The 26709-nt window shown below is 46.5% G+C and carries 23 protein-coding genes; 5 read left to right on the top strand and 18 right to left on the bottom strand.

Annotated features, from left to right (window positions below; translation table 11 throughout):
* Positions 1-2 precede the first annotated feature (2 nt).
* The 4 genes from U1F02_RS06405 to recA form a co-directional block, all read right to left on the bottom strand.
* The gene (locus tag U1F02_RS06405; RefSeq protein WP_409989536.1) at positions 3-1127 is read right to left on the bottom strand and encodes an efflux RND transporter periplasmic adaptor subunit; all 1125 of its coding nucleotides are present in this window, start codon (positions 1125-1127) and stop codon (positions 3-5) included.
* A 154-nt stretch (positions 1128-1281) separates the two neighbouring features.
* Positions 1282-1746 (bottom strand): regulatory protein RecX, encoded by a 465-nt coding sequence (locus U1F02_RS06400; protein ID WP_409989535.1) that lies wholly within the window; start codon positions 1744-1746, stop codon positions 1282-1284.
* Positions 1747-1800: 54 nt separating this feature from the next.
* Positions 1801-2379, bottom strand: a complete 579-nt coding sequence (locus tag U1F02_RS06395) for a DUF4136 domain-containing protein (RefSeq protein ID WP_409989534.1) — start codon at positions 2377-2379, stop codon at positions 1801-1803.
* A 115-nt stretch (positions 2380-2494) separates the two neighbouring features.
* Complete coding sequence (recA, locus tag U1F02_RS06390) at positions 2495-3544, bottom strand: recombinase RecA (RefSeq protein WP_409989533.1); 1050 nt, start codon at positions 3542-3544, stop codon at positions 2495-2497.
* 234 nt (positions 3545-3778) lie between these two features.
* Between recA and U1F02_RS06385 the strand changes: the two genes are divergently transcribed.
* Positions 3779-4081, top strand: a complete 303-nt coding sequence (locus U1F02_RS06385) for a hypothetical protein (RefSeq protein WP_409989532.1) — start codon at positions 3779-3781, stop codon at positions 4079-4081.
* Positions 4082-4152: 71 nt separating this feature from the next.
* Here the strand turns inward: U1F02_RS06385 and hemN are convergent, their stop codons facing one another.
* The 5 genes from hemN to U1F02_RS06360 form a co-directional block, all read right to left on the bottom strand.
* Positions 4153-5544 (bottom strand): oxygen-independent coproporphyrinogen III oxidase, encoded by a 1392-nt coding sequence (gene hemN / locus U1F02_RS06380; protein WP_409989531.1) that lies wholly within the window; start codon positions 5542-5544, stop codon positions 4153-4155.
* Positions 5545-5644: 100 nt separating this feature from the next.
* Positions 5645-7180: a cryptochrome/photolyase family protein gene (locus U1F02_RS06375; RefSeq protein WP_409989530.1), complete on the bottom strand. Its 1536-nt coding sequence runs from the start codon at positions 7178-7180 to the stop codon at positions 5645-5647.
* Positions 7177-7320, bottom strand: coding sequence for a DUF2256 domain-containing protein (locus tag U1F02_RS06370; protein WP_409989529.1), 144 nt, complete (start codon positions 7318-7320; stop codon positions 7177-7179). The genes U1F02_RS06375 and U1F02_RS06370 overlap by 4 nt, the downstream gene beginning before the upstream one ends.
* Before the next feature lie 7 nt (positions 7321-7327).
* On the bottom strand, positions 7328-7600 hold the full coding sequence (locus U1F02_RS06365) for a TIGR03643 family protein (RefSeq protein WP_409989528.1): 273 nt from the start codon (positions 7598-7600) through the stop codon (positions 7328-7330).
* Positions 7597-8010 carry a DUF3429 domain-containing protein gene (locus tag U1F02_RS06360; RefSeq protein WP_409989559.1) on the bottom strand — a complete coding sequence of 138 codons (414 nt, stop codon included), beginning with the start codon at positions 8008-8010 and terminating at the stop codon, positions 7597-7599. Before U1F02_RS06360 ends, U1F02_RS06365 begins: the two co-directional genes overlap by 4 nt.
* A gap of 185 nt (positions 8011-8195) precedes the next feature.
* Between U1F02_RS06360 and U1F02_RS06355 the strand changes: the two genes are divergently transcribed.
* Both U1F02_RS06355 and U1F02_RS06350 read left to right on the top strand, forming a co-directional pair.
* A complete protein-coding gene (locus U1F02_RS06355) occupies positions 8196-8579 on the top strand; it encodes a DCC1-like thiol-disulfide oxidoreductase family protein (RefSeq protein ID WP_409989527.1) in 384 nt (127 codons plus the stop codon).
* Positions 8580-8631: 52 nt separating this feature from the next.
* Positions 8632-8925 (top strand): DUF6482 family protein, encoded by a 294-nt coding sequence (locus U1F02_RS06350; protein ID WP_409989526.1) that lies wholly within the window; start codon positions 8632-8634, stop codon positions 8923-8925.
* 95 nt (positions 8926-9020) lie between these two features.
* On the opposite strand, the gene sucD is transcribed toward U1F02_RS06350, so the two are convergent.
* The 9 genes from sucD to sdhC form a co-directional block, all read right to left on the bottom strand.
* Positions 9021-9893: a succinate--CoA ligase subunit alpha gene (gene sucD, locus U1F02_RS06345; protein WP_409989525.1), complete on the bottom strand. Its 873-nt coding sequence runs from the start codon at positions 9891-9893 to the stop codon at positions 9021-9023.
* A gap of 12 nt (positions 9894-9905) precedes the next feature.
* A complete protein-coding gene (gene sucC / locus U1F02_RS06340; protein WP_409989524.1) occupies positions 9906-11072 on the bottom strand; it encodes an ADP-forming succinate--CoA ligase subunit beta in 1167 nt (388 codons plus the stop codon).
* Between the two features lie 131 nt (positions 11073-11203).
* The gene (gene lpdA / locus U1F02_RS06335) at positions 11204-12643 is read right to left on the bottom strand and encodes a dihydrolipoyl dehydrogenase (protein ID WP_409989523.1); all 1440 of its coding nucleotides are present in this window, start codon (positions 12641-12643) and stop codon (positions 11204-11206) included.
* 133 nt (positions 12644-12776) lie between these two features.
* On the bottom strand, positions 12777-13976 hold the full coding sequence (gene odhB, locus U1F02_RS06330; RefSeq protein ID WP_409989522.1) for a 2-oxoglutarate dehydrogenase complex dihydrolipoyllysine-residue succinyltransferase: 1200 nt from the start codon (positions 13974-13976) through the stop codon (positions 12777-12779).
* A 57-nt stretch (positions 13977-14033) separates the two neighbouring features.
* Complete coding sequence (locus U1F02_RS06325) at positions 14034-16868, bottom strand: 2-oxoglutarate dehydrogenase E1 component (protein WP_409989521.1); 2835 nt, start codon at positions 16866-16868, stop codon at positions 14034-14036.
* 230 nt (positions 16869-17098) lie between these two features.
* Complete coding sequence (locus tag U1F02_RS06320) at positions 17099-17806, bottom strand: succinate dehydrogenase iron-sulfur subunit (protein ID WP_189416252.1); 708 nt, start codon at positions 17804-17806, stop codon at positions 17099-17101.
* A gap of 17 nt (positions 17807-17823) precedes the next feature.
* Positions 17824-19596, bottom strand: coding sequence for a succinate dehydrogenase flavoprotein subunit (sdhA, locus tag U1F02_RS06315; RefSeq protein WP_409989520.1), 1773 nt, complete (start codon positions 19594-19596; stop codon positions 17824-17826).
* On the bottom strand, positions 19596-19967 hold the full coding sequence (gene sdhD / locus U1F02_RS06310) for a succinate dehydrogenase, hydrophobic membrane anchor protein (protein ID WP_409989519.1): 372 nt from the start codon (positions 19965-19967) through the stop codon (positions 19596-19598). Before sdhD ends, sdhA begins: the two co-directional genes overlap by 1 nt.
* A complete protein-coding gene (gene sdhC, locus U1F02_RS06305; protein WP_409989518.1) occupies positions 19961-20335 on the bottom strand; it encodes a succinate dehydrogenase, cytochrome b556 subunit in 375 nt (124 codons plus the stop codon). The genes sdhD and sdhC overlap by 7 nt, the downstream gene beginning before the upstream one ends.
* 680 nt (positions 20336-21015) lie before the next feature.
* Between sdhC and U1F02_RS06300 the strand changes: the two genes are divergently transcribed.
* On the top strand, positions 21016-22296 hold the full coding sequence (locus U1F02_RS06300) for a citrate synthase (protein WP_409989517.1): 1281 nt from the start codon (positions 21016-21018) through the stop codon (positions 22294-22296).
* A gap of 202 nt (positions 22297-22498) precedes the next feature.
* Positions 22499-26659, top strand: coding sequence for a hypothetical protein (locus tag U1F02_RS06295; RefSeq protein WP_409989516.1), 4161 nt, complete (start codon positions 22499-22501; stop codon positions 26657-26659).
* Positions 26660-26709 lie beyond the last annotated feature (50 nt).

The raw sequence follows: 26709 nt of genomic DNA, 5'->3' as shown, positions 1-26709 counted from the left end.
AATTATTTGCCCTCAGCTTTTTTTTGCTGCAAGAGTTCTGCTAAAGGCTCCGGCTTTTTTGCAGGATCATTTGATTGCTCAGCCATAATATTTAAGGCTTGCCCCGCATGGATTTTTTGCAAGCCGTGAGTCACCACCTTCTCACCCTCTTGCAAACCGCCTACCACTTCCACCAAACCTCTATAGCGTTGGCCAATGTAAATCTGACGTTTTTCCGCTACCCACTTCGCACCCTTACCTTCTTTATTTGGCTGCAAAACAAATACAAAGTTATTGCTACCCATTGGTACTAATGCCGCTTCACTCAACACCAGCGATTTACGAATATCTGCTCGCACAACAACGGTCATCAACAAACCTTGTTTCAACTCCTGGTTAGAATTATCGAAAATCGCACGCACTTTTATCGAGCGAGTTGATTCGTCAACTTGGTTGTCGATGCTAAATATTTTTCCTTTGTAAGTTTTATCGCCGAGATCACGACTCTGCGCGTCTATTGGCAAACCGATACGCAGATTGCGGAGATAAATTGCAGGGACAGTAAAATCTAATTTCATTTTACTGTCGTCATTCAGGGTCGTAATAACTTGACCGGGAGCAATTAAGCTACCGAGACTTACGTCCCGAATACCAACAACGCCGCTAAAAGGTGCAGTGATAATTAAATCTTTGAAACGAGCTTGTAACGCATTAAATCGAGCGCGCGCAGCTTCGTATTCACGGGTGCGCTGATCCAGCAATGACGGTGATACCGCACCGTTTTTAGCCAGAGATTGGGTGCGTTCCAATTGCTTGCCCGCCTCAACCGCGGTCAAGCGCGCCTCTTCCATAAGTGCTGACTCTTCGGCATTCGTCATTTCAACCAGTGTTGCCCCTTTTTCAACTCGCTGACCATCATCAAAGCGAATTTGCGTTACGGTTTTAGTAGTTTTAGCGGTTATGGTGACGGATTCAAAGGCACGTAAATTTCCAAGAGCTTCTATATTGTTTTGAAGCTCGCGGTATGCAACGGATTGCACGATTACATCTAATGGCTTTTCAGGCTTTGAAGGCTTTTGGGCAAAAACGGGAAAAGAAATGAAAGCTAGTGCGCAGGTTAATAAGCGTACCGATAGGAGCGAAGACATAGTTAATCTCGACGGGTTACTCGTAAAAGCATTTCAGGCCAGCTGGTTTACGAAGTTTAATTAAAACGGGATTTTGTAAGATAATTCGCTCGAGTTTAACACTTGTTCATTACTGAACATATTGCAGTTAATAAATATTAACGGAATTTGCACATTATTCTTCAGAAGTGGTTGCGTGCTTAATTGCATACTGAATATTGGATGAGGAGAACCCCCGCGCACTTAAAAAACGCATCCGACGCGCCCTCTCCTTCACATCTAACGCAGGTGTACGGCCAAATTTTTTAACGTAGGCTTGCAACGCAAATTGATCCCAGTTTTGGTGATTGGACAGGTATTGAGAAATTATTTCTTCCGATATTCCTTTATCTCGCAGCTCCATTCGAATGACCAAAGCCCCTTTTCCTTGCCTTAGCCGCATATTGGTGTAAGCCTCCGCGAAACGCTCATCACTCTGCAAACATTCTCTTTTTAATTTATCAATTTCAGCATCGATCCAATCATGTTGATCAAACTTTTTGGCGAGCTTGGTTTTCAGCTCGTAGGCAGAATGCTCTCGCATCGCCAAAAAATTCATGGCCGACATGCGAACACTTGCAGGTGTAACTTCACTTTTCATAGCACAGACCATAAAAAAAGGCCGCTTAGCGGCCTTTTTTCAAACGAAGAATTACTATTTAGCCACGGGAGGGAATTGGGCCAATACTTCCATCACCGCACTGGTCAAAATTTCACGTTGTTTCTGCGGGCTCAGACTCTTACTCAAACGCTTCTCTGACACACCGCGCCAAATAGGTTGCTGAGTTTTTGCATCGACCATATCAATGATTAGACTGCCTTGATTGTAAACCCTTACACCACCATCGTAAGCCGGACGATAGAACAAGGGCGAGGGATAACGGTAACCCCTACCCCAGAATCCATAGCCATACATTTGGTCATAGGCTGTAGGTTCTAGCTTATCTTCCATAACCACATGGTAGGTGACTAGAAAATCAGGTGCCGCAGATTCGCTTACAGATTGATAACGCTTGGATAATTCGCTAATCACCAAGCCGTGAATATGGGTCAAGGTGAATGGCGATATAAGAATGTTCTCTTTGGTATCTTGCTTGGCACTCTTGATTGCGAAGGACTTGAGTGCTGCAAAGTTGTAGCTCGCCTCATAGTCTGTTGCCACATATGGCTTGGTAGCACACCCACTCAAACCAAAGATCACAAGAAGCAAACTGAAAAAACTGGTTTTAAACATGTCAAACCTCTAACGAAGCCATTAATAATCTGTTGCGCAGCATACTCAGACTCCCTATGCCGCGCAACACTGGGCTTAGACTTGTAAAAACACTAGCAGTTCGCTTGCATCCCTCTTATTCAGCCATATCCATATCATCACCTGAATCAGCGCCACTAGCGCTCAGTGAAAGCGCTGGAGACTCGAGCAACTCAGCACGCACCTTAGCTTCCAATTCTTTAGCAATTACAGGGTTTTCTTGCAAAAACTTCATTACGTTATTTTTGCCTTGGCCGATTTTATTACCCTGATAGCTATACCAAGCACCCGCTTTATCAATCAGACCCAACTTAACGCCGTAATCAATAACCTCGCCTAAACGGTTAATACCTGAACCGTAAAGGATTTGGAATTCGGTTTGCTTAAAGGGTGGTGCAACTTTGTTCTTAACGACTTTAACGCGCGTTTCAGAGCCGATAACCTCCTCACCCTCTTTAACTGCGCCAATACGGCGTATATCCAAGCGCACAGATGCATAGAACTTAAGTGCGTTACCGCCAGTAGTTGTTTCAGGGTTGCCGAACATTACGCCAATTTTCATACGGATTTGGTTAATGAATATCACCAAACAGTTAGCACTTTTTATGTTACCGGTGATTTTCCGCAGCGCTTGGGACATCAAACGCGCTTGCAAACCTACGTGGTGATCACCCATTTCACCCTCAATTTCAGCGCGAGGGGTCAAGGCTGCAACAGAATCCACAATAAGCACATCTACCGCGCCTGAGCGAACGAGCATATCGGTAACTTCCAACGCCTGCTCACCGGTGTCAGGCTGGGATACGATCAAGTCTTCTACGTTAACCCCAAGCTTGGCGGCATAGATAGGGTCCAAGGCGTGTTCCGCGTCGATAAACGCACAAGTGCCCCCGGCGCGTTGCGCCTCAGCGATTACCTGCAAAGTAAGTGTGGTTTTACCAGATGATTCAGGGCCGTAGATTTCAACGATACGCCCTTTTGGCAAGCCACCTATACCCAAGGCGACATCAAGCCCTATAGAGCCAGTAGAAATAGAAGGAATGGCGACTTCTTCTTTGTCGCCCATGCGCATAACAGTTCCTTTACCAAATTGACGTTCAATTTGACTTAGCGCGGCTTGTAACGCCTTTTCTTTGTTCGCATCCATTTGACACCTCAACGTGAAAAATAAGTAGAAGACAGTATTTTGGGATTATATGCCGTAGAAGTCATGGTACCTCCCAGCTATGAATCTAGACTACACCAAAAAACCTGTATGCGCAAACAGTATTGATATTATATACAGGTTTTTATGTATCGGTCTTGTTACCCTCTTTTGATCCGAGTCAACCTAGTGTTCCGCTCGGCTGCTTTAATGCTCTCAGATAAGAGGAGGCATATTATGAGACAACGAATGTACAAAAAGATGGCGGGAACCTCCGCAATTTTTATTCCTGCCGATTTTGCGAATGCATCTCCGGTTGAGCGAGACGGCATGGTTTGGAGTGACCAAGAACTTAGCATGCCTTCTGCACCGCAGTCATTACAGTGGAAGCCGCCTTTGGCGAGTACTCTGGCATTGGAAGGATTGGAAGAATACGATCAGCCGGAAACAGGCGATGCACGCTATGTAAATAATCTGGGGATTGCGTTTGTTTACATCAGCAAGATTCGTGGATGGGTCGCGCTAACGGATTACGCTTGAGGAATACTTTTAGCACCTAAAAAAATCCACCGCAGCGAGACATTAAAAGTACTCGCTGCGTTGAAATTAAATCAGATTACCTTTGAATAACGAACTTGCTCGCCGCTCTTTAGATAAGCATCGAACGCCATACAAATTCTGCGGATCAACAACCGGCCAGCATCAAGCACTTTTATTTTATTTTGTTCGATTTTAATTAAACCATCTTCAGCCAGAGGCACGAGACTGCTTAGCTCATCTGAAAAATAATGCGGCGCATTAATTCCGAATTGATCGCTAAGCGTATTTAGGTTTAATTCAAAATGACAAATCAATTGGTTGATTGCCTCTTTGCGAATCAAATCATCCCGCGTGAGATGCAAACCTCGAATGCGAGCCTGTCCTTGCTGATGAATACGCATCTGATAGTCGTTTACGTTTTTTGCATTTTGAATGTAGACATCACCAAAGGCGCTAATCGATGACGCACCAAAGGCTAAAAGATCGCAATCACCGTGAGTAGAATAGCCCTGGAAATTGCGCTGCAATTTACCTTGTTGCTGCGCAATTACCAGCGAATCCGAAGGCTTTGCGAAATGATCCATGCCGATATAAACGTAACCTGCAGTCTGTAGTTGTTCTATCGCCATATGCAGCAGCTCAAGCTTTTGCATGGGCGATGGCAAATCCGAAGCAATAATTAATTCCTGACTCTTAAACAAATGCGGCATGTGCGCATAGTTGAAAAGCGATAGGCGGTCTGGCGAAAGATCTATTACTTGCGCCAGGGTTTCGCGAACGCTATTTAAGGTTTGTTTAGGTAAGCCGTAGATCAAATCCATACTGATGGAATGATATTCTTGCTTGCGTAAATCTTTTATTAAACGCTCAACTTCTTCTCTACTGTTAAAACGATTTACCGCAAGCTGAACATCTGCATCGAAGTCTTGCACGCCCATACTCACGCGATTGAAACCCAGTTTACGCAAGTGCGCCATGGTGTTGCTGGTTACTTTTCCGGGATGAACCTCAATAGAGTATTCAGCCTCATCACCATCCAGCAGATTAAAATACTTACGAGTTGCGCTCATGAGTTGCGACATTTCATCGTCGCTAATAAAGGTCGGCGTTCCGCCGCCCCAATGCAATTGCTTTACAACGCGTTCAGAATCAAACAACTTGGCGGTCGCTTCCATTTCTTTTTCTACAGCTTGTAAGTAAGGAAGTGCCCGTGATTTATTATTGGTAACAACCTTGTTGCAACCGCAGTAATAACACAGCGCTTCGCAAAACGGGATGTGGATGTAAAGCGACAAAGGTCGCGCACTTTGGTTGCTGCGTGTTACGGCACTCTGAAAATCTGCATCAGAAAAGCCATCGTGAAATTGGGGCGCAGTTGGGTAGGAGGTGTAACGTGGGCCAGCCAAATCGTATTTTTTGATAAGTTCACTGTCCCATTGTAAGGGTTGCGAGAATAGCGCCATACCGAAAGCCTCAAACTGGAATTTCGGTCATTATCTTAAAAGTTACTTAATGGGCTTATGATTGAAATCAATAAAAGAGGTTAAGCTAAGAGATAGTGATTCAAAGGTTGTCTAGTTTTTTAAGATAAATTTCAGCTTGTGTGAGGGTGAGCGTCTGTTCTTGTTCACTCATTTTGCCCCACAACTTATAGGTCATTCCGATGCGCGGATTCCTAGCTAGCCGTTGAGCATGACGCACGTGAAAATGCCAGTAGAGGCTATTGAAAGGACAAGCGCCCTCCCCGTGGCGACGCTTGTGATTGTAATGGCAGCCTTTGCAGTAATCACTCATTTTGTTGATGTAACTCGCAGAGCCAGCGTAGGGCTTACTGCCCACTAAACCTCCATCAGCATACTGGCTCATGCCGCGCGTGTTAGGCATTTCCACCCATTCAAAGGCATCTATATAAATTCCCAAATACCATGCATCTACTTCATCTGGCGCGCACCCCGCCAAGAGCGCAAAATTTCCAGTAACCATTAAACGCTGAATATGGTGAGCATAGGCACCATCCAACGATTGGCTTATTGCGTGATGTAGGCAGTTCATTTTGGTATCGGCATCCCAGTACCAACGCGGTAAACGTCTGTGATGCTGAAGTTCATTTAATTCTGCGTAATGTGGCATGCGTGCCCAATAAACAGCGCGCACAAATTCACGCCAACCTAAAATCTGCCGAACAAAACCTTCAACTGTCGAGATGCTCACTCGTCCTGCTTCATACTCAGCGAGCGCTGCGTGAATGACTTCTAATGGGTGTAAAAGTTTGATATTGAGCGCAAATGAAATTCCAGCGTGAAATAATCGTGGCGATTGCGTAGTCATTGCATCCTGAAATTCACCAAAATTAGGCAGACCGTTTTCTACAAAATGTTTCAGCCAAGCCTTAGCTTGTGCGCGCGTTATCGGCCAAGGAAAATTTGCAGCTTGCGCATCTCCCATAGTATGCACACCGCAACTTTGGATTTCTTGCCAAATATCAGTAAGGTCTGCGGACAAAGCGTACCATTCAGGAATAGCCGGGTCTCCTTTCCATCGATTACGATTTTCTTGATCAAAATTCCATTGCCCTCCAATAGGCTGATTATTTTCATCCAGCAAAATGCGATATTGCTTTCTAAGTTCTCGATAAAAAAACTCCATTCGTGGAATTTTATCCGCATATTTTTTTGCGATTTTTTCTCTATCGGCAAGAAAATGTTCACTATCAACACAACTAACAGGAATACCTAGCTCGGAAGACGCGCCTAACAGTAAAGATTCAACCCTATACTCATCAGCTTGTTGGCGCTCTATAGCAGAAATACCAAATCGATTAACTAGCTCGCGTAGGTTATTAATAAAGTGGTGTTGATTATCCGCATCCCCCAAACGGATGTAATGAACATGAAAGCCGGCGGCGCGTAACGCATTTGCGAACCCACGCATGGCTGCAAAAATGCCCAGCACTTTCTGTGCATGATGAACCACATAATCTGTTTCGCTGCGAATCTCCATAAGCACATAAATGATATCTGCTGCATCTGCGCCGCGTTCGCGAAACCAACTGTGGTTGATATTAAGTTGGTCGCCTAAAATCAAACGCAATCGACTCATGATTTTCCTTTTCGCCTGGAGCAACGCTCACTGCAATAAATAACCTTTGGCCAGTCGCGCGCCCACTTCTTCCGCCACGTAAACGGCCGCAAACAAATCGGACAAGTTTTCTGTGGCAAGTTGAGTTTATGATGTGTCATAAATGAATTAACGCTTATATTGCGTTGGGCAGTAACCACGACTGATTGCCGGATCGCGTAGAGCGAGATGTTTAGTTTTACGATGATGCACCCGCTCACGCCACAAACGAAATGATGATGGCCTTAGCTCGCGACGCATAAGTTGAATAACCGAAGGCTCAGGGAGACCAAAGCAAGATTCGATTGCTTCGAAGGGCGTGCGATCCTCCCACGCCATTTCGATAATTCGTGAGAGATCAGATTCGCTAAAATAATTAAATGGATTCTTTGCTTGTTTCATAATTGGAAAGCCGCCATTAGCAACGCAGGTACTGCCAACACAGTCAGCAAGCGACGCAAACACCACACCCAATAACTAACTGTGCGAGTGCGCCACAAGAATAGGTAATCCATCAACAGCTGAAGCGCCAAGAGAAAAGCGAATACTAGCAATGAAATTGCAGTTGGGAGTGCCAAAGTAAACCACGCTAAAACACAAGGCAACACACTCCATCCAAACATAAAATGCCGTAAATTTGCGTTCGGCTGCGAAACCGCTAACCCCCACCAAATGGCACCGAGGAATGACACGATAAGTGCTGAGTAATTCACAAGATAATTGAACAAAACAATCGACGGGACTCGTTCACTGAACGTCCCTAAAAGGGCAAGCCCCCAAAATGGTATAAGCCCTAACAAGCCTCCCCACAGAGCCGCGAAAGGAGTTTGTATCCCGGCTTCAATTTCATTACGAATCTTAGTGCCTCTAAGCTCAGGTTTCTAAACCCTAATCTGTTTGCTATTTACGATATGAGACCTTGTCCGGATCATCTGCTTTGATCCATACAAACACCCTAAGCGTAAAGATGAGTAATATTGATTAGTGGTAACGTCCTATGACGGCTGACTTTGATAATTACCCTGCTGCTACTGCCCAACACCAACTCTATTTTGATGGTCGATGCAGTTTGTGTGCAAAAGAAATGGCGTTATTAAACCGACTTAAAAATCCGTCGCTAGCGCTTGTTGATATTCATGCAATGACATCAGTGGATGAAGATATCAAAGAAACACTTCTACGCAATTTGCATTTACAACAACCGGACGGCACATGGATCAGAGGTGTCGATGCAAATGTTATGGCTTGGTCATTCACACCCATAGGTTTTTTATGGAGACCATTGCGATGGTCATGTTGGCGAGCGAAGGTTGACTCGCTTTATGCGCGCTGGGCATCCAAGCGTTATTGTGCGAACTATGCATGTGCTAGAAATAGTTAAGTTTTTAAATATGCGTTTAAGTTAAATCACATAATCGGATAGGGATGGAAAAATGAACTCATCTACTCGTGCATTAATTTTCAGCTACAGTGATTGCGCTAATTATTTTGTGGGAACAACGCTTGAGCCCTTTGGTATCTCTGAAAAGGTGGCATATGAAAAAGACGGGAATGGAAAGCTGAGAAAATTCCCCAGCCTTTATCGTGCCAAGCAGCACTTAATTGAAATGGGATTTGAGAGAGGATGGCTTGTTTTACAATCACCCTACGATGAGATGATCGGTAATGAGCGAGCGCAGAAATCTGAGCTACCAGTGTTGTTAGTAAAAGATGCACTAGACAAGTAGTAACTACTCTCTTAAACCTGATTCAATAAAAATTCAAATTGCGAGCATAAAAAAAGGCGACTCAATGGTCGCCTTTTTTTATCAACTCGCTGATATTACCAGCCAGTGATTTCCTTCAGCGCTTTACCGATGTCAGCCAAGCTCTTAACGGTTTTTACACCGGCGTCTTCAAGAGCAGCAAACTTCTCGTCAGCAGTACCTTTACCACCAGAAATAATCGCACCGGCGTGACCCATGCGCTTACCTGCTGGGGCAGTTACACCGGCAATGTAAGATACAACTGGTTTGGTTACGTTTGCTTTGATGAACGCAGCCGCTTCTTCTTCCGCAGAACCACCGATTTCACCGATCATTACGATCGCTTCGGTTTGTGGGTCAGCTTGGAACAACTTCAAAATGTCGATGAAGTTTGAACCTGGGATTGGGTCACCACCAATACCTACACAAGTAGATTGGCCGAAACCGTAATCGGTAGTTTGTTTCACAGCTTCATAAGTCAAAGTACCTGAACGTGAAACGATACCAACTTTACCTGGCTTGTGAATGTGGCCTGGCATGATGCCGATTTTACATTCGCCCGGAGTGATAACACCTGGGCAGTTAGGGCCGATCAAACGCACGCCCAACTCGTCACACTTCACTTTTGCGTCAAGCATATCGAGTGTTGGAATACCTTCAGTAATACAAACGATCAACTTGATGCCGCCGTTAGCTGCTTCAAGGATTGAGTCTTTACAGAAAGGTGCTGGAACGTAGATTACCGATGCATCTGCGCCAGTCGCTTCAACCGCTTCTTTCACAGTGTTAAACACTGGCAAGCCAAGGTGAGTTTGACCACCCTTACCTGGAGTTACACCACCAACCATTTTGGTGCCGTAAGCAATCGCTTGTTCTGAGTGGAAAGTACCTTGCGCGCCGGTGAAACCTTGGCAAATTACTTTGGTGTCTTTGTTAATTAAAACGCTCATGTTCTTCGCCCCTTATTGATTCGCAGCAGCTGCAACAACTTTCTTGGCAGCGCCAGTCAAGTCGGTATCGGCAATAATGTTAAGGCCGCTTTCGCCCAACACTTTCGCACCCAATTCAGCATTGTTACCTTGCAGACGAACAACAACAGGTACTTTCACGCCTACTTCTTTAACCGCACCAATTACACCTTCAGCAATCATGTCACAACGAACGATACCGCCGAAGATGTTGATGAATACTGCTTTCACAGCATCATCAGACAAAATGATTTTGAATGCTTCAACAACGCGTTCTTTGGTCGCACCACCACCAACGTCGAGGAAGTTTGCAGGTTGGCCGCCGTGCAATTTAACGATGTCCATGGTACCCATCGCCAAACCAGCGCCGTTAACCATACAACCTATATCACCACCGAGAGCAACATAGTTTAATTCCCAAGCAGCGGCATGAGCTTCACGCGCATCTTCTTGTGTTGGATCTTGCATAGCTTTCAATTCTGGATGACGGTACAAAGCATTGCCGTCGATAACCAGTTTTGCGTCCAGGCAGTGCAAGTTGCCTTCTGGAGTGATAACCAATGGGTTCACTTCCAACAAGGCCAAATCTTTCTCTTTGAACAACTTGGCTAAGCCTAAAAAGATGTTCACGAATTGGTTGATTTGCTTACCTTCCAAACCGAGTTTGAATGCCAACTCACGGCCTTGGAAAGGTTGCGCGCCTACTAATGGATCAATAGTCGCTTTAAGGATTTTCTCAGGAGTTTCGTGTGCAACTTTCTCGATTTCTACACCACCTTCGGTAGAAGCCATGAACACGATACGACGGCTGGAACGGTCAACAACAGCACCCAAGTACAATTCTTTAGCGATGTCAGTGCAGGTTTCAACCAAAATACGACTTACTGGTTGGCCTTTCTCGTCAGTTTGGTAAGTCACCAAATTTTTGCCTAACCATTTTTCAGCGAAAGCGCGGATTTCATCTTTGCTCTTAACCAATTTCACGCCGCCCGCTTTACCGCGGCCACCAGCGTGTACTTGCGCTTTAACGACGAACATATCGCCGCCGATTTGATCTGCAGCAGCAACAGCTTCTTCAACGGTTGCGGCAGCAATGCCTTTAGAGACTGGCAAGCCATATTGGGCAAACAACTGCTTACCCTGATACTCGTGCAAATTCATGGTGTTGTTCCATTTGACGATGTTGAACACGTTAAAAAAGGATCGTGTCAACTGAGGTTATCGATGGCCATAAACCTTGTGAGTAGATGGCCGCCTTTGGGATGAGAACTCTTTGGTATCTCTTAAATTAATTAACGCTTCTTCTTGTTGGCAATGTGAATGGCATGACCATGCACCGCCAGCGCTGCTTCATGGATAGTTTCAGACAAGGTTGGGTGACCGAACACCATCATGCCTAAATCTTCTGCACTGGAGCCAAACTCCATTGCAATTGCCACTTGCTGTACCAAATCAGCAGCGCTTGGGCCAACAATGTGAGCACCAAGAATGCGATCAGTTACGGCGTGAGCAATAATTTTTACCAGACCTTGAGTTTCGTTAGCAGCCATTGCACGGCCAGACGCAGCGAATGGGAAAGTACCCACGTTGTACGGCTCGCCAGACGCTTTTACTTGCTCTTCAGTTTTACCTACAGAAGCAACTTCTGGGTGGGTGTAGATAACGTTTGGAATAATGTCGTAGTTCATTTGTGCTTTTTGGCCAGCGATACGCTCAGCAACCATCACACCTTCTTCTGAACCTTTGTGCGCGAGCATTGGGCCGCGAACAACGTCACCAATTGCCCAAACACCAGGAGCATTTGTTGCGCAGAATTCGTTAACGAAAATGAAACCGCGCTCATCAAGGTTTACACCTGAATCTGCAGCTAACAAGTTTTCAGTATATGGACGACGACCAACACAAACGATCAACTTATCGAAGGTTTCTTGTTGTTCTTTTCCGTCTTTATCCAAATAAGTTACGGTCACTTCTTTACCGTTAACTTTTGAACCCGTCACGCGTGAACTGGTGCGGATATCCAAACCTTGTTTGGTCAGAATTTTTTGGGTTTCTTTTGCAATTTGTTGGTCCATGATCGCGAGGAAGCTGTCGAGTGCTTCCAACACAGTCACTTTAGAACCCAAACGATTCCAAACAGAACCTAATTCCAAACCAATTACGCCAGCGCCGATTACGCCGAGACGTTTGGGAACTTCAGAGAATTCCAATGCACCGGTAGAGTTAACAATAACGTCGTTATCAACAGGCGCTGGAGGAATATTGATTGGGCTTGAGCCAGACGCGAGAATTACGTTTTCAGCATCGTATACAGTCACTTTGCCTTCAAAGTCGGTGACTTCAACTTTCTTGCCAGCGAGCAACTTACCTGTACCGAATAAGCTGGTTACGCCATTCGATTTGAACAAACCTGCGATACCGCCAGTCAGGTTTTTGATGATTTGGTTTTTACGCGCAATCATCGAGGAAACATTCAGCTCTACGCCTGAAGTGGTAATACCATGAAGACCTAAATCTTCTTTTACTTCATGATATTTGTAAGAGCTATCAAGCAGCGCCTTGGAAGGAATACAGCCTACGTTCAAGCAAGTACCGCCGTTTACACCCTTGCCTTCTTCGTTTTTCCACTTCTCAACACAGGCAGTTTTCAAGCCCAATTGAGCGGCACGGATGGCGGCGACATAGCCTGCAGGGCCGGAGCCGATAACTATCACATCAAATTTTTCAGACATAATTTGTTCCTACGTTTGATTGGCTAGCAGTCATCACTAGCTTCAACTTATTAATTTCGATTAACGCCTTGTGAGCAGCAACCATTTACATAAAAAAACGCTCGAGGGTTAGCACGAGCGTTTCAAATACTTTTTAAATCTCTAACAGAATGCGCGCTGGGTCTTCCAGCAAATCTTTGATCGCCACCAGGAATTGAACAGCATCTTTACCATCCAACAAACGGTGATCGTAAGAAAGCGCCAAATACATCATCGGCAGGATTTCTACTTTGCCGTTAACCGCCATTGGACGCTCTTGGATTTTGTGCATGCCAAGGATTGCTGATTGCGGCAAGTTCAAAATTGGCGTTGAAAGCAAGGAACCGAAGGTACCACCGTTGGTGATGGTGAAGGTACCGCCAGACATTTCTTCAATGCCCAACTTGCCATCACGTGCGCGCAAACCAAAATCACGAATGGTGTTTTCAATAGTGGCCAAACCCATGTTTTCAGTGTTGCGCAATACGGGTACAACCAAACCTTTATCGGTAGATACAGCAACGCCGATATCTTGGTAACCGTGGTAAACAATATCGTTGTTGTCGATTGACGCATTCACTTGTGGGAAGCGACGCAATGCTTCAGTTGCTGCTTTTACGAAGAAGCTCATGAAACCCAAACGAGTGCCACCGTGTGCCTTTTCAAATTGATCTTTATATTTTGCACGCAGATCCATGATTGGTTTCATGTTCACTTCGTTGAAAGTAGTCAACATAGCGGTGGTGTTAGATGCTTCAAGCAAGCGCTCAGCAATGCGCTTACGCAAGCGAGTCATTGGAACGCGTTTTTCAACACGGTCACCTACAGCTTGCAATGGCGCTGGAGCAGCAGCGGTTGATGCAGGAGCTGCAGCGGGCGCAGATTTTACATGGTTAGCCACGTCTTCTTTCAACACGCGGCCACCTTTGCCAGTACCGTCGATTGCAGCGGTATCAACATTTTTCTCATCAGCCATTTTGCGAGCAGCAGGATTAACCAACTTTTCCGCAGCAGCGGGTGCTGATACAGCAGCTGGCGCAGCAGGAGCCGCAGCCGGTGCAGCAGTTGTACCCGCCGCACCTTCAACAAACTTAGCGATAACTTCATTACTTTGTACGGTATCGCCCTCGCCTTTCAAAATCTCAGCGATGCTGCCATCGGCAGGAGCCACCACTTCCAAAACCACTTTATCGGTTTCGATATCAACGATTAACTCATCGCGCTTTACTGCTTCGCCTGGCTTTTTGTGCCAAGTCGCGATGGTGCCGTCAGCAACTGATTCTGGGAACGTTGGGGCTTTAATTTCGATACTCATTACTATTCCTTCTCTCTCGGCTTGGTATATGACGTGTTAGTTAAGGCTGATTCCGGCTTATTTTTGTGCAGGAAGCGTTAGCGCCAGGTTTACGAAACGTTTCTCTTCTTCAATATGGGCAGACATGTAACCACCTGCTGGTGCAGCAGAGGCTTCACGGCCAACATACTCCAAATACAAGTTTGGGTAGAGATCATGTGCAACACGACGCAAGTGGTGCTGGCTGCTATACCAGGCGCCTTGGTTCATAGGCTCTTCCTGACACCAAGCAATGCTCTTCACATTTTTGTATTTGCTGAGGATGTTTTTCAATTCCACATCGGGGAACGGATAAAGTTGTTCCAAACGGATGAACGCAACATTGTCTTGCTTACGCGCGGCACGTTCTTTGAACAAGGTGTAGTAAACCTTACCGCTACACAAAATCAGACGCTCAACTTTATCTGGGTTGGCGGAATCATCAATCACATTTTGGAATTGACCATTCGCCAACTCTTCCAAAGTTGATGTCGCTAATTCATGACGCAATAAAGATTTTGGGCTCATCACAATCAACGGGCGACGCATTGGGCGAATCGCCTGACGACGCAACATATGGAACACTTGCGCCGGTGTTGATGGAATGCAAACCTGAATATTGTGCTCAGCACACAACTGCATAAAACGCTCTAAACGCGCAGATGAGTGTTCTGGACCTTGGCCTTCATAGCCATGTGGCAACAACATGGTCAAACCACAGAGACGGCCCCACTTGTGTTCACCCGATGTGATGAACTGGTCAATAACCACTTGAGCGCCGTTGGCGAAATCACCGAACTGAGCCTCCCAAATCACCAGACCTTTTGGTGCGGTGGTGGCATAGCCATATTCGAATGCCAATACAGCTTCTTCTGACAGGTAAGAATCGTAAAGTTCGAAATCAACATTTGGGTTTACATTTTTCAACGGAACAGCAACTGTGCCGTCTTTTTGGCTGTGAATAACCGCGTGACGATGGGAGAAGGTACCACGGCCCACGTCTTGACCAGTCATACGTACAGAATAACCTTGTTCAAGCAAGGTTCCGTAGGCCAAGGTTTCTGCCATACCCCAGTTAAGCGCCAGAGCACCGCCAGCCATTTTGCGGCGGTCTTCGTAAACTTTTTCTACTTGCTTTTGCACGACAATGCCACTTGGGATTTCAAGCATTTTGTTGGCAACAGATTGCAGAGTTTTTAAATCTACACCGGTATTGGCAGGCGTCAACCAATCATGGCCGATGTAAGGAGTCCAATCCACAAACAAGCTACGATCTGGCTCGCTAACCAAACCGCTTGCTACGTGTTCACCGCGGTCCAAAGCCGCGCGGTAATTGGTTGTTAACTCATCAGCAGCAGCTTGGGTTAATAAACCTTGAGCAACTAACTTATCCGCATAGAGAGTACGGGTAGTTTTTTGGTTGCGAATCACTTGGTACATCAACGGCTGAGTAGCTGAAGGCTCATCAGTTTCGTTATGACCGCGACGGCGGTAGCACACCAAATCGATGACTACGTCTTTCTTAAATTCGTAACGGTAATCCACCGCCAATTGCGCAACAAACAAAACCGCTTCTGGATCATCACCATTCACATGGAAAATCGGGCACTCGATCATTTTGGCAACGTCGGTGCAGTACTCAGTTGAACGAGCATCTTCACGCTTGTTTGTGGTGAAGCCCACTTGGTTGTTGATTACGATGTGCAAAGTACCGCCAGTGCCATAAGCACGGGTTTGAGACATTTGGAATGTCTCCATCACCACGCCTTGCCCGGCGAAGGCCGCATCACCGTGAACATTAATAGGTACTACTTTGGAGCCATTGTGGTCTTTACGACGATCTTGGCGAGCGCGCACAGAACCTTCAACCACTGGAGAAACGATCTCCAAATGCGATGGGTTGAATGCCATTGCCATGTGCAATTCACCACCGGGAGTCATCAAATTGGATGAGAAACCAGAGTGATATTTCACGTCACCAGAGGTATTCAGTGAACGCTTACCGTCAAACTCTGCGAAGAGTTCCGCTGGGTTCTTACCGAATACGTTTACCAAGGCATTCAAACGACCGCGGTGCGCCATGCCAAGAACAATTTCTTTCGCACCGAAAGTACCGGAGCGTTTTACCAAGGCATCAACGAGCGGAATAAAGCTTTCGCCACCTTCCAAACCGAAACGTTTGGTGCCTGGGTATTTGGAATCGAGGTGACGCTCAAGACCTTCTGCAGCAGTCAAGCGCTCTAACAGAGCCAATCTTTGCTCTTTGCTGAATTCCGGATTTGAGCGAACGCTTTCAAGACGTTGTTGCAGCCATTGCTTTTCAGCCAATGGAGTGATGTGCATGATTTCTGCACCCACATGGCCGCAATAGGTTTTTTCCAAGGCTTCAATGATTTCACGCAGTGTGGCTTCTTCTTTACCGATGTACAAATTACCGGTATTGAAGACAGTATCCAAATCAGCGTTGGTCAAGCCGTGAAAGCCCAAATCTAAATCAGGCACAGTTTCACGAACCATCAAACCCAAGGGGTCGAGTTGCGCTTTTTGATGACCACGGAAGCGATAAGAGCTAATGAGCTGCAATACTTTAACTTGCTTGCGCTCGTGCTCAGCACTGACAGAACCACCAGCGGCAGCCACGGTGCGAACGCGGGACTTGCCTAATTGTTCGAATTGGGCGCGAATAACAGAATGGGGAGTATCTTGGGTCAGAACACCGCTTACACGGGGCAACTGATCGAAGTAATTACGCCATTCTTCAGGAACGGCATTAGGATTGTGTAAATATGTGTCGTAGAGCTCTTCGACGTATGCAGCGTTCCCACCAGAGATGTGCGAACTACTCCAAAAATGCTCCATAATGCTGTCTTGCATTCCACCCACCTTAATCACGGGTTCGCCGCCACGCTATGGGGCTTGCTACACCCTGCTATCAACTAGCTAATTAACTACACAATAACGCCCATTGCTAAAGCAACAGACGCCGCTTTCAAATCGCACCCTATTATAAAAATGACAGGGAAAACGAACAGTCTAAAAAGCTTAGCTGCAAAACGCCGCTAAGCCACAAATTTCAAAGCTGCAGATACAGAAAAGCGCCACTCTTAGGTAGCGCTCTGTAACAACATGTTGCGGATATGGCCAATGGCTCGTGTCGGGTTGAGACCTTTCGGGCATACGGCCACACAGTTCTGGATACCGTGACAGCGGAATACGCTGAAGGGGTCATCCAATTTGGACAAGCGTTTTTCAGTCGCCAAGTCGCGGCTGTCCGCCAAGAAGCGATAAGCCTGCAACAGACCAGCTGGGCCAATGAACTTATCTGGGTTCCACCAGAAAGATGGGCAACTGGTTGAGCAGCATGCACAAAGGATACATTCGTACAAACCGTCCAACTTCTCGCGATCTTCTGGTGATTGCAAGCGCTCAATAGCTGGCGCAGGAGTATCGTTTTGCAAGTAAGGCTCGATTTTTTTGTATTGATCGTAGAACTGGGTCATGTCTACAACCAAATCGCGAATTACGGGCAAGCCCGGTAACGGACGCAACACCAACTTGCCACTTCCGCCAGTAGCCTCGGAAATTGGCTTGATACATGCCAAACCGTTTTTACCGTTAATGTTCATACCGTCTGAACCACATACGCCTTCACGGCATGAACGACGGTAAGCCAAGCTTTCGTCTTGAGCCTTCAAGAGCTCAAGCACATCCAACACCATCAAGTCTTTACCGCCGGTATCCAACTCGTAAGTCTTCATGTAGGGCGCTTTATCGGTGTCAGGGTTGTAGCGATAAACTTCAACTTTCAACATATCTGTCATCCCCTAAATTAGTAAGTACGTTTTTTGGGTTGGAAGGCTTCCATCGTATGCGGTTTGAAATTCACCGCACGCTTGGTAACGCGCTTCTCACCGGGGAAATACAGGGAGTGACACAACCAGTTGGCGTCGTCACGATCTTCATAATCTTCACGAGCGTGTGCACCGCGGGATTCTTTACGTTCTTCAGCAGCGATTGCCGTTGCTTCAGCCACTTCGAGCAAGTTTTGCAATTCCAACGCTTCAATACGTGCAGTGTTGAATGCGCTGCTCTTATCGGTAATTGATACATTCTCGATGCGCTTGCGCAACTCAGCCAATTGCTGAATACCCTTCTGCATGTACTCGCCTTTACGGAATACACCGAAGTAATTCTGCATAATAGTTTGCAACTCTTTGCGAAGAACTGAAGCGCTCTCGCCAGAGGTTGAAGTATTGATCTTGTTGAGGCGCTCCATGGCTTTTTCAATGTCAGCCTGGGTTGCGTTTTTGTGCTCAACACCTTCGCGCAAGGCTTTCTCGATGTACAAACCAGCAGCACGACCAAATACAACCAAATCGAGTAATGAGTTACCGCCCAAACGGTTGGCGCCGTGAACAGATACACAAGCGACTTCACCACAGGCGAACAAACCGTCGATTACAACGTCGTTGCCTTCAGCATCTTGACGCAATGCTTGGCCATTAATATTGGTTGGAATACCGCCCATCATATAGTGACAGGTCGGAACCACAGGAATTGGAGCGTAAACAGGATCAACGTGAGCGAAGGTACGCGACAATTCACAAATACCTGGCAACTTGCTTTCCAGAACTTCTTCACCCAAGTGATCAAGCTTCAACAACACGTGATCTTTGTTTGGACCTACACCGCGGCCAGCAATAATTTCTTGAATCATTGAACGTGCAACAACGTCACGACCTGCGAGGTCTTTCGCGTTAGGCGCATAGCGCTCCATGAAACGCTCGCCATCGGAGTTAATGAGGTAACCACCTTCACCACGGCAACCTTCAGTCACCAACACACCTGCACCAGCGATACCGGTTGGGTGGAACTGCCACATTTCGATATCTTGCACCGGGAAGCCAGCGCGCAAAGCCATACCAACACCGTCACCGGTATTGATGTGAGCATTAGTTGTAGAAGCGTAAATACGACCTGCGCCACCTGTCGCCAAAACGGTCGCCTTAGCTTTTACGTATACAGTCTCACCATCTTCGATGTTGATAGCGATAACGCCAACCACTGCACCATCAGCATTTTTAACGAGGTCTACCGCAAACCACTCGTTCAAAAATACGGTTTTGTTTTTAACGTTGCTTTGGTAAAGGGTATGCAACAAGGCGTGACCGGTACGGTCAGCTGCAGCACAAGTACGCGCTGCTTGGCCACCTTCGCCAAAGTTTTTGGATTGACCACCGAAAGGACGTTGATAGATACGACCTTCTTCGGTACGAGAGAAAGGTAACCCCATGTGCTCCAATTCAAATACAGCCTCTGGGCCTACTGAACACATGTATTCGATAGCGTCTTGGTCACCAATGTAGTCTGAACCTTTTACGGTGTCATACATGTGCCAGCGCCAATCGTCATTAGGGTCAGCACTGGCGATTGCACAGGTAATACCGCCTTGTGCAGAAACCGTGTGCGAACGTGTTGGGAATACTTTAGTGATTACCGCGGTTTTGTAACCGGATTGCGCTAATTGCAACGCAGCGCGCATACCCGCACCACCGCCGCCAACCACAATACCGTCGAATGAAATTGTGCGAATGCTAGCCATTATTTAAAACCCCAAAGTATTTCGATGCCCCAGATGAGATAGGTCACAGCCACGCCGCCCAAGGCAACTTGCGCCAAAATGCGCAATACAGTGGCTTTGCTACCCATCAAACGCTCGGTCAAATAGTCAGTCAACACAGCCCACAAACCAATCCAGGCGTGGGAAATAAAAGAAAGCAGGGTTACGAAGCTGAACACACGCATCCACAACTGGCTGTATAAAGCGCTCCATTGTTCATAGGTAAGCTCAGGGTTACGAGCAATAAACACCACAATGAATAGAAGGTAAGCGGCCATGATCACGCCGCCTACTCGCTGGATTAACCAGTCGTACAGGCCGCTACGGCCAAAGCTTGTTACTGAAGTTACCATACCCAAACTCCTATCAATGCAATCAAAACGATAGCCACTGCGAAAGCGATGGTTGCGCCACGCTTACCGCCTTCAAGGCTTTCGCCAACACCACAATCCATCATCAAATGACGAAGGCCCATCACAGTGTGATACGCCAAAGCTGACAAAACAGCCCACAGCACAACCTTAAAAACCGGGTTTGCTGAAGCATCGCGTACGGCGGCAAAACTCTCTTGTGAGTCCAGGCTTGAATCCAGCATCCACAGCAATACAGCGGCGCCGGCAAACAGAAAAATGCCAGATACACGATGAAAGAAAGATGCGAAGCCGGTAATAGGAAGTTTGATGGTGGCAAGATCGAGGTTGACAGGTCTGTTTTTCTTCACGTTTGGATCACCTTTTAGCCCATCGCGGGCAGGTTATGTAGAGTGAGCACCAGAATTGACGAAAATGGGAGATTTTGGGGCAATCGCTGGGGCATCCTGCAAGTCGCGCAGCATTATAGAGAGTGACTTACAGAAACACAAACAAAAACCCGTGACAAAAACCAAATCCAGACGATGTTTTTGCGCCTTCGCCGAATCGCTCAAAATTTCTGCAAAATTGAAGAATTTCGTTGGATTTCGCAGAATTTTTTGTTTCATAAGAGCGCACAAAAATACGCTCAAGAGCCAATTTAGTGCAAAACAAAACGACAAATATGAACCCCGTGCGGGACACACAAAATCACAGTAAAAAAGTTTAACCAAATGCGCCCTATTTATTGGCAAAAACTTTCGTTGCAGCAATTAAGTCATCTATAATGCCGACCGCAAACAAACGGCACGGTCGAATTTCGACTAGTCTATAAAGTAGCTGTAACTAGAAGCAGCTTAAAAAGAGAAAGTAGCTGTAACATGCGGCGCAAGGTTTTCCCACTTGAGCATGCAACTTGCAGGTGAGCAGTATCGGCATCTCGCTCAGGGGCCCGCTGATTTCACACGAAAAATGCAACCTCACGAGAATGGATCGAAACAGCGAACATACTCAAGCACATTAGTCCTATTAGTAAGCACAGGAGTCAGTAATGACTGACAAGAAAGCACACCTAACGATTGATGGTATTGATAGCACGATTGACCTTCCTATCTATGCCAGCAGTGTCGGACCAGACGTTATTGACGTCACCAGTATTACCAAAAATGGCTTTTTCACGTTTGACCCGGGCTTTATGTCCACCGCCTCATGCGAATCCAAGATTACGTTCATTGATGGCGACGAAGGCATTCTCCTTCACCGCGGCTACCCCATCGAACAGCTTGCAGTCTCCTCTGATTACCTCGAAACCTGTTACCTCCTCCTCAACGGCGAATTGCCAACCCCAGACCAAAAAGCTGAATTTGTTGCCGCCATCAAAGCAAACGCTGCCGTTGACCAAACCGTTGCCAATGTGATTAAAAGCTTTAAACGCGAAGCGCACCCTATGGCCATTCTGTGTAGCGCTGTGGCTGCCTTAGCCGCGGTTTATAACGACGAAATCGACATTACCAAGCCAGAGAGCCGTAAACAAACCGCTTATCGCTTGATTGCTCAAATGCCAACCTTGTCTGCCATGGTGTACAGACACCGTAAAGGTTTGGATTTCATTGCGCCCGATGCAAGCCTCGATTATGCAGAAAACTTCCTGCACATGACCTTCGGCGAAGCCGGCAAAGCGCCGAACGTTAGCAAAACCATCGCTCAAGCAATGGATCGTATCTTTATCCTCCACGCTGACCATGAGCAAAACGCCTCTACTTCTACTGTTCGCTTGTCAGGCTCATCAGGTACCAACCCTTTCGCAGCAATCGCGGCAGGTATTTCTACCCTTTGGGGCCCTGCGCACGGCGGTGCGAACGAAGCCGTGTTGGAAATGCTGGAAGAAATCGGCACTGTAGAAAACATTGAAGCTTGTGTTGCACGCGCCAAAGACAAAACCTCAGGTTTCCGCCTGATGGGCTTCGGCCACCGCGTTTACAAAAACTTTGACCCACGCGCCAAAGTGATGAAGCAAACCTGTGACGAAGTATTGGGTGAGTTAGGTTTAGGCAATTCTCCTCTCTTGGCGATTGCAAAACGCCTTGAACAAATCGCCTTGGAAGACCCCTACTTCATCAGCAAGAAACTCTACCCAAACGTGGATTTCTACTCAGGCATCATTATGAAAGCCATTGAAATCCCAACTGAAATGTTCACCGTGATTTTCGCGTTGGGCCGCGCAGTTGGTTGGTATTCACACTGGGATGAAATGGTCAGCACCTCTTACAAGATTGGTCGTCCACGCCAGCTGTACACCGGTAGTGTGAAGCGCGATTATCCCAAGAAATAACTTGCCTCAAACGATTGCTGAATAAACGCAGCAGCAGAAAAACCGCCGATGCAAATCTGGCGGTTTTTTTATGCCCGCTATTTCCACCCGAGCCGCTACACCATTCACACTTCCTTCAGCCTCCTTCGCTTAGCCTCTTCGCATCGGCAGCCACCGGCTCGTATACTCTTGCTCACGCTGACTAATAAAAAGGAATCCACGCATGCTCATTCTTATTACCCGCATTTTTGGTCCACTAATGCTCGTCATAAGTACTACCGCATATGCCATCGAAATTCCGAAATCGCTGGATGAATGGAAACCTTGGGTTTTAGAGAAACACCCAGAGTTGAATTGCCCTGTTGCGTTCAATGACAACAAGCGTTCATGCGAGTGGTATTCGAGCCTGACCTTGGACGCAACCGATAAGGGTGCAACATTCAAGTTGCAAGCCGAAGTTTATACAAGCGGGTGGATCAGACTTCCCGGCAGCAATGGTGTTTGGCCTCATGCAATTAAGGACAACCAAAACACTTTGGTAACGCGCGACCACGATGGCGTACCTGAAGTTTATTTAACGCCCGGCTCACACCAAATTATCGGTAATTTAAGCTGGCTGGATATGCCACGCACTCTGACAATTCCACCGCAAATCGGTTTGGTACAACTAAGCCTGCAGGGAAAAGCCGTTAGCAATCCATCCATTGAAGACAACAATCAATTATGGCTCGCGAATAACCAACCGAAAAATGCCGCAACACATCAAGACGCTCTGAGCGTTCGCGTATTCAGAAAAATCCAAGACACAATTCCTTTGCGAATGACGACCCAAATGCAATTGGGTGTAAGCGGCAAAGAGCGCGAACTAGAGATGGGGCAATTGCTGTTAGATGGTTTCACCCTGTTGGAATTTGAAAGCGATTTGCCTGCACGTGTTGAAAAAAATGGAAATCTACGCGTGCAACTTAAGCCGGGCAATTGGGAAATAACTTTAGTTAGCCAATCTATCGCTAACAATAAAAATTTTTCCTACAACGCCAATAACGAGCAATGGCCGCAAGAAGAAATTTGGGTTTTCGAATCGCAACGCCAATTGCGCAGCGCACAAATTTCCGGTGCGCAATCTGTGGACCCACAACAAACACAATTACCCGATGATTGGAAAAACCTGCCCGCCTATTTAGTAACACCGCAAACACGCTTCACATTAGAAGAACTCTACCGGGGCGAAAACAAAGAGGCCGCCAATGAACTGCAGCTACAACGCAATGCTTGGTTAAGCTTTACCGGCAAAAATTTTATTTTTAACGACAGCATGAGCGGCAATATTCACAACTCTCGCATAGAAACATCGCAACCGATGGAACTAACCAGCGCAAGTATTAATGGTGAGGCCCAAGTCATTACCCAGATAGATAAAACCGGAAATGCCGGAGTTGAAATTCGTTCACGCGATTTATCGCTACAAGCGGTGAGCAAACTGGAACGCAGCCTGACGATACCCGTGAGTGGCTGGAATCAAGATATGAACACAATCGATACCCGACTGTTTCTTCCGCCCGGCTGGTCGCTACTAACTGCAACAGGCACGAGCAGCGAATACGGAAGTTGGATTTCTGAATGGACACTATGGGACATGTTTGCAGTTCTTATTATTGCCGTGGCTTTTGCTCGCATGACCAACTTATCAATTGGAATTATCGCAGGCTTGGGATTAATCGCCATTTACCAGCGCCTGGGTGCACCGATTTTTATTTGGCTTAATTTGCTGGCGGTTATAGCGCTTGCGAACTTGGTCACCGGTAAATTTAAATCTTGGATTTTGCGTTACGGTTATGTGAGTTTTTTAAGCCTCGCCTTTATTAGCTTGCCGTTTATGGTTCGCGAAGCGCGCATTATGATTAACCCCTCACTCGAAAATGAAGATTTTTGGGTAGTGAGTTCCTCAATGATGCTTCAATCCAATAATAAATATAAAGCCGCTCCTGTTGCTGCTCCCGCTCCTGCTGCGCCCCCCGAAAAATATGAAGCAGAGGAAATTGTTGTGACCGGTGCTCGCTCCGATGCGAAATTGGACGCTGTTTCCGCTGAAGATATTGGAAAATTTCCAGATACCGATGTTGCGGAATCCTTGCAGCGTATTGGCGGTGTTAAAATGCAGAAAAACTTTACCAAACGCTACGATCCTTCATTGCAAACCCAAACAGGTTTAGCCGTTCCCACACACAATCATAAGCTTGTTACGCTGCGTTGGGATGGCCCCGTGAAGAAAGATGAAACCACCAAACTCTTTTTGATATCACCCGTTTTCAACAAGCTTGGAAATTTGTTAGCGATTCTATTGCCCATTTTCTTAACACTGGTGCTATTGCGAAAATTTTTTGCGATTAGCGGCATTCAGCTACCCTCCATTAAATTTCGCGGAAAGCAATTTGCGCCCCTCGCCTCCGTAATTTTATTGGCAAGCGCTGGATGGTTTGTTCCGGAACCAACCCAAGCCGACGTAAATATTGACACCACACTTCTTAAAGAATTAGAAGCTCGCCTCACTGAAGCGCCAAAATGTTTACCCGATTGCGCCGCTATAGAACGCGTAAATATCAATGTAAAACAAGATCAACTCGCGCTCGAGCTCGTCGTTAATGCGGCCGAATTTATTTCATTTCCGCTACCATCTGCACATCATCAATGGCGCCCAAATCAAATCACGCTCGATGGCAAACCCGCATCTGTTGTATACACCGCTAATCAAGGTTTGCTTATTAGCCTGCCCAAGGGGCAACACAAGGTCGAATTGTTTGCCAACACTCAGGGACAGGATGCATTGAATTTGCAATTTCCCTTGCCACTACACAACCTGACATCTACTGCAATCGGCTGGGAATTAAGCGGACTTCCAACAGCGGAACAAACCAGCCAATCTGTGCAATTGCAACGCACGGAGCGCGACCAAACTTCCGGCAAAGCAGACCAGCTTCGCCCCGACCCTATAGCAACTTTTGTTACAGTTAGGCGCACTTTAAAACTGGATTTGGATTGGAACGTGGAAACCGTGGTTACGCGCGTTGCTCCCGCATCAGGCGCGATTAACGTAGAAGTACCTTTGTTAGAAGGTGAATCGCCGCTATCAACAAAAGTAAATACAAATGGAAAAATTGCCGTACATATGGAAAACAACGAAGACGAATTTTCGTGGTCATCCAATCTTACGGAGGCATCACCCATAAAACTTACCGCAGCGCAAAATGTGCCTTGGGCGGAAATTTGGGTGTTAGATATTTCCTCGCGTTGGCATGCACAAACAACCGGCATTTCACCCATACAATTAGAGCAACACGAAAATATTCCTGTGTGGCAACCTTGGCCCGGCGAAACACTTGCGATTGACATAATGCGGCCGCAAGCCGTAAAAGGCGATCATCTCACCATAGATATGGCTGCACTTAATTACAAACCCGGAAGCAGTAATAGCCTGAGCGAATTAAGTTTACGCGTGCGTTCTAATCAAGGCAGCCAGTACACCTTTAAATTGCCGGAAGGCGCCAAGCTTTCAAAATTAAGCATAGACAACTCCGAACAATTGATGAGCACAACAAATGGCGTACTGAAAATTCCGCTACGCCCGGGCTCACAAAATATTCTCATCAATTGGAAGCACGATGACGGCGTCGGCATCATTACAACAACGCCAAATTTCACCTTGGAAAATGGCAGCAGCAATCAACATATTAACTTGGAGATGCCTTACAACCGCTGGGTTTTGTGGATCGGTGGCCCGCAAGTCGGACCCAGTGTATTACTGTGGGGAATGCTTGTAGTGATGGCGCTCGTCGCTTACGGACTAGGTCGCACTCAGTTAACACCCCTCAAATCTTACGAGTGGATTTTATTAAGCTTGGGAATTTGTACGCTGAGCATGTGGACATTTATTTTCGTCGCAGCGTGGCTACTTGCGCTCAGTCAACGCGGGAAACTTTCCAGCATAGGCAAGCGCTGGCAGTTCAAATTTTTGCAGCTCGGCTTGTTCGCATTCTCAATAGCAGCACTGATTGCATTGGTAGCAACATTGCCTAATGGTTTGCTCAGCTCGCCTGATATGCATATTGTCGGCAACAACAGCTACAACTCTAATTTCTATTGGTACCAAGATCACAGTGAAGCAACATTCCCCACAGCATGGGTTATTTCACTACCGCTGTGGTGTTACAAAATGGTAATTTTGTTGTGGGCTTTGTGGTTGGCTGCTTCTTTACTGAAGTGGTTGCGCTGGGGCTGGGAACAATTAAGTTATCGCGGTTTGTGGGAAGCAGATACAGATCTCATTACCCTAACCGAGTTACCGGAGAACGCCAAATCACTTAAGGAAAAAATCGATACAAATTAAAAAGCTTTAAACTGAAACAAAAAATCCCCGGCGATTAAACCGGGGATTTT

The organism is Cellvibrio sp. (assembly GCF_046347455.1).
GTDB lineage: Bacteria > Pseudomonadota > Gammaproteobacteria > Pseudomonadales > Cellvibrionaceae > Cellvibrio.
Note: the sequence above shows the minus strand (reverse complement) of the source record. Positions and strands in the feature narration are given on the sequence as shown.

What these genes read in the sequence shown, in the direction of transcription:
- U1F02_RS06405 (WP_409989536.1), bottom strand. Translation starts at nt 1,127, where the DNA reads ATGTCTTCGCTCCTATCGGTACGCTTATTAACCTGCGCACTAGCTTTC.
- U1F02_RS06400 (WP_409989535.1), bottom strand. Translation starts at nt 1,746, where the DNA reads ATGAAAAGTGAAGTTACACCTGCAAGTGTTCGCATGTCGGCCATGAAT.
- U1F02_RS06395 (WP_409989534.1), bottom strand. Translation starts at nt 2,379, where the DNA reads ATGTTTAAAACCAGTTTTTTCAGTTTGCTTCTTGTGATCTTTGGTTTG.
- recA (WP_409989533.1), bottom strand. Translation starts at nt 3,544, where the DNA reads ATGGATGCGAACAAAGAAAAGGCGTTACAAGCCGCGCTAAGTCAAATT.
- U1F02_RS06385 (WP_409989532.1), top strand. Translation starts at nt 3,779, where the DNA reads ATGAGACAACGAATGTACAAAAAGATGGCGGGAACCTCCGCAATTTTT.
- hemN (WP_409989531.1), bottom strand. Translation starts at nt 5,544, where the DNA reads ATGGCGCTATTCTCGCAACCCTTACAATGGGACAGTGAACTTATCAAA.
- U1F02_RS06375 (WP_409989530.1), bottom strand. Translation starts at nt 7,180, where the DNA reads ATGAGTCGATTGCGTTTGATTTTAGGCGACCAACTTAATATCAACCAC.
- U1F02_RS06370 (WP_409989529.1), bottom strand. Translation starts at nt 7,320, where the DNA reads ATGACACATCATAAACTCAACTTGCCACAGAAAACTTGTCCGATTTGT.
- U1F02_RS06365 (WP_409989528.1), bottom strand. Translation starts at nt 7,600, where the DNA reads ATGAAACAAGCAAAGAATCCATTTAATTATTTTAGCGAATCTGATCTC.
- U1F02_RS06355 (WP_409989527.1), top strand. Translation starts at nt 8,196, where the DNA reads ATGACGGCTGACTTTGATAATTACCCTGCTGCTACTGCCCAACACCAA.
- U1F02_RS06350 (WP_409989526.1), top strand. Translation starts at nt 8,632, where the DNA reads ATGAACTCATCTACTCGTGCATTAATTTTCAGCTACAGTGATTGCGCT.
- sucD (WP_409989525.1), bottom strand. Translation starts at nt 9,893, where the DNA reads ATGAGCGTTTTAATTAACAAAGACACCAAAGTAATTTGCCAAGGTTTC.
- sucC (WP_409989524.1), bottom strand. Translation starts at nt 11,072, where the DNA reads ATGAATTTGCACGAGTATCAGGGTAAGCAGTTGTTTGCCCAATATGGC.
- lpdA (WP_409989523.1), bottom strand. Translation starts at nt 12,643, where the DNA reads ATGTCTGAAAAATTTGATGTGATAGTTATCGGCTCCGGCCCTGCAGGC.
- odhB (WP_409989522.1), bottom strand. Translation starts at nt 13,976, where the DNA reads ATGAGTATCGAAATTAAAGCCCCAACGTTCCCAGAATCAGTTGCTGAC.
- U1F02_RS06325 (WP_409989521.1), bottom strand. Translation starts at nt 16,868, where the DNA reads ATGCAAGACAGCATTATGGAGCATTTTTGGAGTAGTTCGCACATCTCT.
- U1F02_RS06320 (WP_189416252.1), bottom strand. Translation starts at nt 17,806, where the DNA reads ATGTTGAAAGTTGAAGTTTATCGCTACAACCCTGACACCGATAAAGCG.
- sdhA (WP_409989520.1), bottom strand. Translation starts at nt 19,596, where the DNA reads ATGGCTAGCATTCGCACAATTTCATTCGACGGTATTGTGGTTGGCGGC.
- sdhD (WP_409989519.1), bottom strand. Translation starts at nt 19,967, where the DNA reads ATGGTAACTTCAGTAACAAGCTTTGGCCGTAGCGGCCTGTACGACTGG.
- U1F02_RS06300 (WP_409989517.1), top strand. Translation starts at nt 21,016, where the DNA reads ATGACTGACAAGAAAGCACACCTAACGATTGATGGTATTGATAGCACG.
- U1F02_RS06295 (WP_409989516.1), top strand. Translation starts at nt 22,499, where the DNA reads ATGCTCATTCTTATTACCCGCATTTTTGGTCCACTAATGCTCGTCATA.